Raw genomic sequence first — 7,519 nt, 5'->3', positions numbered from 1 at the left:
AGGATGAGCGCTTTCATAGAACGTTGAAAGAGGAGTTACTTAAACGAAGTTCATTTACTTCAATAGAATCTCTACAAGTGGCGTGTAATCAATGGCGAGAAGAATATAACCAGATTAGGCCTCACTGCGCATTGAACTTAGAGGTTCCGTCATCACGCTATAAGGTTAGTAACAGAGAGTTTAAAAACTTATCGCCAGTGTTTGAATATGATGAAGCCTGCCATGTACGTAGTGTTTCACCGAATGGCCAAGTCAACTTCAAAGGTAAAACATATTCTATAGGGGAGGTATTTAAAGGGAGGAAAGTTGGTGTTCATGAAACAACAATTGATGGCATATATAAAATATATTATCGCCATCAGTTGATTAAGGAACTAAATTTAAAGGTGTAACCTATGTCCCCGAACAAAGTGTTTACTATGTCCCCGGTCTATACACAGCCGCTCCCTTCTGGGTGCCGTCGCCACCGCGACTCCCAGACCGGAACTGTGAGGGAAGCTCAAAGTACTCACTAAGTTGAAATTGAACTCTCAATAAAGAACAACATTGAAATCAAAAAACTAAACTCGATTCATCTTCCTAAACTGATGCGGCGAACACCCAAACCACTTCTTAAACGCCCGACAAAAGTTACCACTGTCGGTGTAATCTAGAATTTGCCCTATCTCTAACACGCTCAGGTCGGTATTGAGCAAATAGTCGTAGGACAACAGCATGCGTATTTCACTTTGGATTTTGCTAAAGCTGGTATTAAGCCGAGCGAGTTTACGTTTTAAGGTGGCGGTACTGGTTTGCAATTGTTTGGCAAGCCAATCTTGGCTGAGTCTGCCGCTACCAATATGCTCAAACATGATTTTATAAATCCTGTCGAGCAGTTCATCCTGATTATCATTACTGCTCAGCATCCAGCGAATAGCGACCTCATTGAGCTGCTGATTATTGCTCGATGGCTGATCATTAAAAGGGGCAAAGTAAATGCGGGTATGTGGCTGTTGAAAGTTTACTTTGCAGGCTAAGTCCTCAAAGTAACTAGCAGCAGAAGGGGTGCTGGTGGTGATATCAATCTGTTGCAGAATAAATTTATCTTCGGCTAAACCCCGCAGTACATTCAGGCAACCAAACAGCGCATCTTCAACGTACCAAGGTTTACTAATATCGCTAATATGGGTGTTAATTTGTAGGTAGCTTTGCTTTGCACTTATCTGGTAAATGAGGGATAAACCAAATTCCACTTGTGAACAATAACGACAAATGAGTTTTAGCGCTTCATCTAAGTTACTACAGTTACTAATGGCAATGTTAAACAAACCAAAGTCTTCAATGGTGAATGATTTACCGAGCAATAATCCTGCTTCTGGTGAGCCAGAATCTACCAGAGTGGATATTGCTCGGGTAACACACTCAAAGGTTTGGGCCTTATCTAACTTACTATTTTCATTAGGTAAATATGCTTTTATTAGCTGGCTTTTTGCTAACTTTTGGGCGATGCTTATTAAGCGCTCAATCATCAGCTTTTGATATTGGCTATCGAAGTCTAAATAGTGGCGAATAAAATTGTGTTGTTGATCCATAATATTGCTGTATTTTGAGCTTAAATGACAATTATACCCCATTTTGATTGGTTACAATCTTGTTATCAAAATCCGTTGGAGATCAGTTATGAAAATTGCTTTAGTGACAGGTGCCTATCAAGGTATTGGTTTTGCCACCTCAGAATTATTAATGGAACAGGGTTACCATGTGATCATGGCAGACATTCAAGACTGTGGTGAACATTTACCTGCAATGGCAGAGAAAGGGCACAAGGCTTCAGCTTTAAAGCTAGATCTTCGAGACAACAGCAGTTTTGCAAAAATCGCTGCCGATATTGAAGCCGAGTTCGGCAAATTAGATGCGTTAGTGAACAACGCCGCACTACTCGTTGATTTTGGTATCAGCCCGCTGGACATTAAACAAGAAATGCTTCGCGATGTGATTGAAGTGAATCACTTAGGGCCTTTCCTATTTACCCAAGCACTTGCGCCATTACTTATTCGCTCGGGTGCTGGTCGAGTGGTGAACGTATCTACTCAAGTGGCGCAATTAGCTCAGCTAAGCGATATGAACTCACCATTATTTGATGATATCTGTGCGGCTTATCAAACCTCTAAAATTGGCGTAAACGCTAATACCGTGTTATTTGCTAAAGCATTCCGTGACCATGGGGTGAAAGTGAATTCTTGTTGCCCAGGTTGGGTGGAAACCGACATGAATCTGGATGAGCTGCCAGATTATGGTGATGACGCCCGTCCTAAAACGCCACGAGAAGGTGCCGACACTAGCGTATGGTTAGCGACTTTAGATGAAGATGGCCCAACTGCTGGTTTCTTTACTGACCGCACTCGCATTGATTGGTAATTAGGAGCATTAAGATGAGCACAGTTCAAAAGAAGATGCAGCGCGATAGCGGCATGCTCATGGGTACTGCAATTGATCCAAAGTACCATCAATTGACAGAGCAACGTGAGCAATTTACCTTAGTTGAACAAGGGCATATTGCAGCCAGAAGTGGCAAAGGTTTCGTTGTTAAAGCGGGGCAGGTTTTCCGTATCATTCAGGCCGAAGGTCCGCAAATTGGCGATGTGTGGTTATTTAATAAAAATAACCCCAAAGAGCACTTTATGGGCCACACGACCTTCTTGTATGAGGGCGCTTACTTAAGCCAATACAGCCAGTTATGGTCGTGTATGCCCCATGTTAGGCCAATGGCTACGGTATTAGTGGAACATTCTGGTGAGCCAGAACTACCAGATAACTTTAGAAACCATGTGGTATTGGGTGGACACTGCACAGAAGCTCAGTGGGAGATGCTAAGTGGCGTTAAAGGTCACCCAAGTTGCCATGCTAATGGTATGAGTGCGGTTGCGCCTTTTGGTTTGACCGAAGCAGACATTATTCACGATAACTTCATGGTGTTCCAACCGAGTTTTATTCAGCCCGATGGCAGTGGTGATAGTGTTAATACTCGCAGTAACCCAGGGGATTATGTTGAGTTCGTGGCAGAAATGGACTTAATTGTGGCAGTATCAGCCTGTCCTGTTGGTGATTACGCGGTACCAATGACTGAGCCTGAAAACATTACTGCTAGGGCGCTGGCATACGAAATTTATGATGTATAGCTAAGGCATTTTAGCCATACTATTATTAAAGCAGTAATTAATATTACTGCTTTTTTATTTGGGGTATATAAACTTAAGGGAAATAATTAATGAAAGCATTTAAGCCTTGGTATTTAGCTCAGTCATCCATTGGTGTGGTCCAGTGGGTCACCGTGGCCATTTTACTCACCCCAATCATTATTGAGAAAACCGGTAGCGGTACACTAATGGGGCAGGTAATGGCTATATTAGGCGGTTTTGGTATTGTTGCGCCGTTACTTGGATTGGTGGCCGATAAGTTTGATTGCCATAGGCTCATGCAAAAGTTGGCATTACTGGGGCACCTTGGGGCGCTCATTACCTTATATTTTGCTGGCGCTGAATCTTGGCATTACTGGCTGGTGGGGCTGTTAATCGGATTGGGCACAGTCTCTATGTTGGTGTTAAACCCCGCATTTATTATTAGTGATGCCACTAACCAAGAGGAAGAGGGCCAAGGCCTCACTCGCCTATTCCAAAGTCAGTTTGCTGGTATTTTAGTGGCGGGCTTACTTGTAGCGGCAATGCAATTGTACCAAGTACCCCAGCAGCAACAGTTATTAGCATTGATGGTATTGGTGGTGCTTAGTTTACTGGCGACCAGTTTGTTTCCGCCCAATAAAGTCAAGCAACAGAGCGATGACGTTACTGAGGAAGGCCAAGCCGAGCAACATCAAAGTGCTCCAACCTACATTTGGGTGATATTTTTAGTATCTGTGTTCTTTTCTATGTTTTTATCCAGCAACTTAATGGAAATGGGACCGATTATTATTGCCAAGGTATTTAACGTAGAAATGTCTAGCTCTGCTATTGGTATCGCCCTATCGGCCTTGCTGACAATAGTGGTGTTAGAGCCCGTTGGTCGCTGGATGCAACACTCTGGTCCCTATAAAGTGTGGACAGCCGCCCTAGGGGTTTATGCCTTAGTGGGCTTTGGTTTGTATTTTTTAATTGGCACTGGAGTGGCAAGCTTTGTGCCGGTGCTATTAATTGTGGCGTTAATGCAGTCTATTTCTTGGTTTGATATGGCTATTGCGGCCATTGCCGCAAGGTTATCACCAGCAAGCCCTGCGCTTACCCAAGGGTTGTTGTTACTGGCGATGGCCAGTGGTTTTGCCATTGGTACTTTGCTGGCGGGTATCGGCATTGATGCCTACGGCTTTGAGTCGGTGATCACTCTAAGTGCCATCGCCATCAGTTTAGCCATCGTATTGGCGAGTGTGGTGCTTGTAAGAAAGCCAAAGTAAGCATTACTCAAACATGATATAAAGCGGCCGACATTAGGCCGCTTTTTTGTTGCTTACTCTTATTACCATTTAGCTTTAGCTGCCAGCTTTACCAATCTTCTGGAATAGCAGTGCCGCCAAAATAAAGCCGAGTCCTACCAAGGTGGTTACTTCAATTTTTTCCCCAAGAATGAGCGCAATCCATACAATGGATAATATCGGGCTTAAAAATACTAGGTTAGAAACGCTTGCCGCTTTGGGAGCCAACTTTAATGCCTGCAGCCACAGCGCAAAGGTAATGCCCATTTCAAACAAGCCTACATAGGCGCCAGCCATGAGGCCATTAAGAGTAATGGGGTGCCAATCGTTTAACCCTAGGTTAACGATTACCAACATGGGAATAGCCAGGGAGAAGCTAATAAACAGGCTGACATTGGCATCGCCTTCGGCTTTGGTATTAAGCAGCCAATAACCACACCAAAATAGCGTACTTAATAGTGCCAAGCCCACCCCAAGTGGCGAATCAAAACTCATGGAAGCAAAATCGCCCTTAGTGGCAATCACCACCACACCGAAATAAGCAATTAAGGCGCAGCTAATATCTTTGAGTGTCAGGCTTTGTTTTAATATTGGCGCAGCAAGTAACGGCAGCAGCACCGCCCAAGTGTAGTTGAGTGACAATGCTTGCTGGGCGGGCAGTAAGTCATAGGCTTTAAATAGTGCCAGGTAATACAGCACGGGATTGAATAAAGCCACTATAAGGTAATAGCCTGGCTTCTGTCTAAATTGAGCTTTGATGCGTCCAAGTTTGCCGTTGATTGCTACGATCACTAATAACGACAGCCAGGAAAACACGCTGGCAATCAGCAGCAATTGCGGCACAGTTAAGCTTTCAAGGGCAATTTTAAATGCTGTCGCCACTGTTGACCAAAAAAATATTGCTGCGAAAGCAAAAAAATAATGCTTATAAGTCATTGTTTTTAAGTGTTTTATTAATTTTTTATAAAAAAAAGCAATTTTTTTGTGGGATTAGACTTTAAAAACAAAAGCCCGCCCCTATATATGCATTAACGAAAAAGCAGTTTAGCAAATGGCTAAATTAGCTAACACCTATTTTATAGACAGTTTAGTGTTTGGAGAAAGCCTAATGGGTAGAATTATTGGTATTGACTTAGGTACAACTAACTCTTGTGTTTCAGTTCTAGACGGCGGTGCGCCTCGCGTAATTGAGAACGTAGAGGGTGATCGTACTACTCCTTCGATCATTGCTTACACCAATGACGAAATCCTTGTAGGAACTCCTGCAAAACGTCAGGCAGTTACTAACCCGCACAACACATTATTTGCGATCAAGCGTTTAATTGGTCGTACTTTTGAAGACGAAAATGTTCAACGTGATGTTGATATCATGCCTTTCAAAATCGTTAAAGCTGACAACGGCGATGCTTGGGTAAGCGTAAACGATGAAAAAATGGCGCCGCCACAGGTTTCTGCTGAAGTTCTTAAGAAAATGAAGAAAACTGCGGAAGAATTCCTAGGTGAAGCAGTGACTGAAGCTGTCATTACTGTTCCTGCATACTTTAACGATGCTCAGCGTCAAGCGACTAAAGATGCTGGTCGTATTGCGGGTCTAGAAGTTAAGCGTATTATCAACGAGCCAACGGCGGCTGCCCTTGCTTACGGCATGGATAAAAACTCTGGCGATAACATCGTGGCGGTATACGACTTAGGTGGTGGTACTTTTGATATCTCTATCATTGAAATCGATGAAATGGATGGTGAAAAGACCTTCGAAGTTCTCGCAACTAACGGTGACACTCACCTAGGTGGTGAAGACTTTGATAACCGTTTAATTAAGTATCTAGCTGAAGAGTTCCAAAAAGAACAAGGCATTGACCTTAAGAACGATCCACTAGCGATGCAGCGTCTAAAAGAAGCCGCAGAAAAAGCTAAGATCGAACTGTCTTCTGCACAGCAAACTGAAGTAAACCTACCTTACATCACTGCTGATGCAACCGGTCCTAAGCACCTTGTAGTTAAAGTCACTCGTGCAAAACTAGAGTCATTAGTTGAAGACTTAATTCAACGTTCTCTAGAGCCATTAAAAGTTGCTCTAGCAGATGCTGACCTATCAATTTCTGACGTGACTGACGTTATCATGGTTGGTGGTCAAACTCGTATGCCTAAAGTACAAGAAGCAGTAACTGCTTTCTTTGGCAAAGAGCCACGTAAAGACGTTAACCCAGATGAAGCAGTAGCAATGGGCGCGGCCATCCAAGGTGGTGTATTAGCGGGCGACGTTAAAGACGTACTACTACTAGACGTAACGCCACTGTCTCTAGGTATTGAGACAATGGGTGGCGTGATGACTAAAGTTATCGAGAAGAACACCACCATCCCAACTAAGGGATCACAAACCTTCTCAACTGCTGAAGACAACCAAGCGGCGGTAACCATTCACGTACTTCAAGGTGAGCGTAAGCAAGCACAGGGTAACAAGTCTCTAGGTCAATTCAACCTAGAAGGCATTGAGCCTGCACCGCGTGGTATGCCACAAATTGAAGTGACTTTCGACATCGATGCGGACGGTATCTTGCACGTATCTGCAAAAGATAAGAACACGGGTAAAGAACAGAAGATCACCATTAAGGCGAACTCTGGCCTATCTGATGAAGAAGTAGAAGCAATGGTGCGTGACGCAGAAGCCAACGCTGATGCAGATGCTAAGTTTGAAGAACTTGTTACTGCCCGCAACCAAGCCGATGGTTTTGCGCATGCAACTAAGAAACAAGTTGAAGAAGCAGGTGATGACCTACCAGCGGATGACAAGACTAAGATTGAAGATGCAATCAAAGCACTTGAAGAAGCGGCCAAAGGCGACGACAAAGAAGCGATTGAGAAAGCACAAGAAGCATTAATGCAAGCCTCTCAAAAGCTGATGGAAATTGCCCAAGCTAAAGCACAAGCACAGCAAGGCGCTGACGCTGGTGCCCAGCCACAACAACAAGCAAATCCTGCTGATGACGTTGTTGACGCTGAGTTCGAAGAAGTTAAAGACGACAAAAAATAATACGTCGCCTTAACTTAAGCGAAAAGTTTATGGGGCGTATTGGGTTG

7 protein-coding genes are annotated in these 7,519 nt (G+C 43.7%); 5 read left to right on the top strand and 2 right to left on the bottom strand.

Annotated features, from left to right (window positions below):
* A partial coding sequence (locus GFB48_RS01160; protein WP_163930321.1) for an integrase core domain-containing protein occupies positions 1-392 on the top strand: 392 nt, incomplete at its 5' end.
* Positions 393-560: 168 nt separating this feature from the next.
* Here the strand turns inward: GFB48_RS01160 and GFB48_RS01155 are convergent.
* A complete protein-coding gene (locus GFB48_RS01155; RefSeq protein ID WP_163930319.1) occupies positions 561-1,571 on the bottom strand; it encodes an AraC family transcriptional regulator in 1,011 nt (336 codons plus the stop codon).
* Between the two features lie 88 nt (positions 1,572-1,659).
* Here GFB48_RS01155 and GFB48_RS01150 point away from each other — a divergent pair, with 88 nt between their 5' ends.
* The 3 genes from GFB48_RS01150 to GFB48_RS01140 all read left to right on the top strand — a co-directional run bounded on the left by GFB48_RS01150 (position 1,660) and on the right by GFB48_RS01140 (position 4,423).
* Positions 1,660-2,397 carry an SDR family NAD(P)-dependent oxidoreductase gene (locus tag GFB48_RS01150; RefSeq protein ID WP_163930317.1) on the top strand — a complete coding sequence of 246 codons (738 nt, stop codon included), beginning with the start codon at positions 1,660-1,662 and terminating at the stop codon, positions 2,395-2,397.
* A 14-nt stretch (positions 2,398-2,411) separates the two neighbouring features.
* Positions 2,412-3,158 carry an urea carboxylase-associated family protein gene (locus tag GFB48_RS01145; protein WP_163930315.1) on the top strand — a complete coding sequence of 249 codons (747 nt, stop codon included), beginning with the start codon at positions 2,412-2,414 and terminating at the stop codon, positions 3,156-3,158.
* 89 nt (positions 3,159-3,247) lie between these two features.
* Positions 3,248-4,423, top strand: coding sequence for an MFS transporter (locus tag GFB48_RS01140; protein WP_163930313.1), 1,176 nt, complete (start codon positions 3,248-3,250; stop codon positions 4,421-4,423).
* Positions 4,424-4,498: 75 nt separating this feature from the next.
* Here GFB48_RS01140 and GFB48_RS01135 read toward each other — a convergent pair whose 3' ends face one another.
* Entirely contained in the window at positions 4,499-5,377 is an 879-nt protein-coding gene (locus tag GFB48_RS01135) for a DMT family transporter (protein ID WP_163930311.1), read from the bottom strand.
* Between the two features lie 172 nt (positions 5,378-5,549).
* Here GFB48_RS01135 and dnaK point away from each other — a divergent pair, with 172 nt between their 5' ends.
* Positions 5,550-7,472 (top strand): molecular chaperone DnaK, encoded by a 1,923-nt coding sequence (dnaK, locus tag GFB48_RS01130; protein WP_163930339.1) that lies wholly within the window; start codon positions 5,550-5,552, stop codon positions 7,470-7,472.
* Positions 7,473-7,519: the final 47 nt, after the last annotated feature.

The sequence above is a fragment of the Paraferrimonas sp. SM1919 genome (assembly GCF_010993985.1).
GTDB lineage: Bacteria > Pseudomonadota > Gammaproteobacteria > Enterobacterales > Shewanellaceae > SM1919.
Note: the sequence above shows the minus strand (reverse complement) of the source record. Positions and strands in the feature narration are given on the sequence as shown.

Excerpts from the sequence above, each read along its gene's own strand:
- GFB48_RS01155 (WP_163930319.1), bottom strand. The coding sequence starts at position 1,571 with ATGGATCAACAACACAATTTTATTCGCCACTATTTAGACTTCGATAGC.
- GFB48_RS01150 (WP_163930317.1), top strand. The coding sequence starts at position 1,660 with ATGAAAATTGCTTTAGTGACAGGTGCCTATCAAGGTATTGGTTTTGCC.
- GFB48_RS01145 (WP_163930315.1), top strand. The coding sequence starts at position 2,412 with ATGAGCACAGTTCAAAAGAAGATGCAGCGCGATAGCGGCATGCTCATG.
- GFB48_RS01140 (WP_163930313.1), top strand. The coding sequence starts at position 3,248 with ATGAAAGCATTTAAGCCTTGGTATTTAGCTCAGTCATCCATTGGTGTG.
- GFB48_RS01135 (WP_163930311.1), bottom strand. The coding sequence starts at position 5,377 with ATGACTTATAAGCATTATTTTTTTGCTTTCGCAGCAATATTTTTTTGG.
- dnaK (WP_163930339.1), top strand. The coding sequence starts at position 5,550 with ATGGGTAGAATTATTGGTATTGACTTAGGTACAACTAACTCTTGTGTT.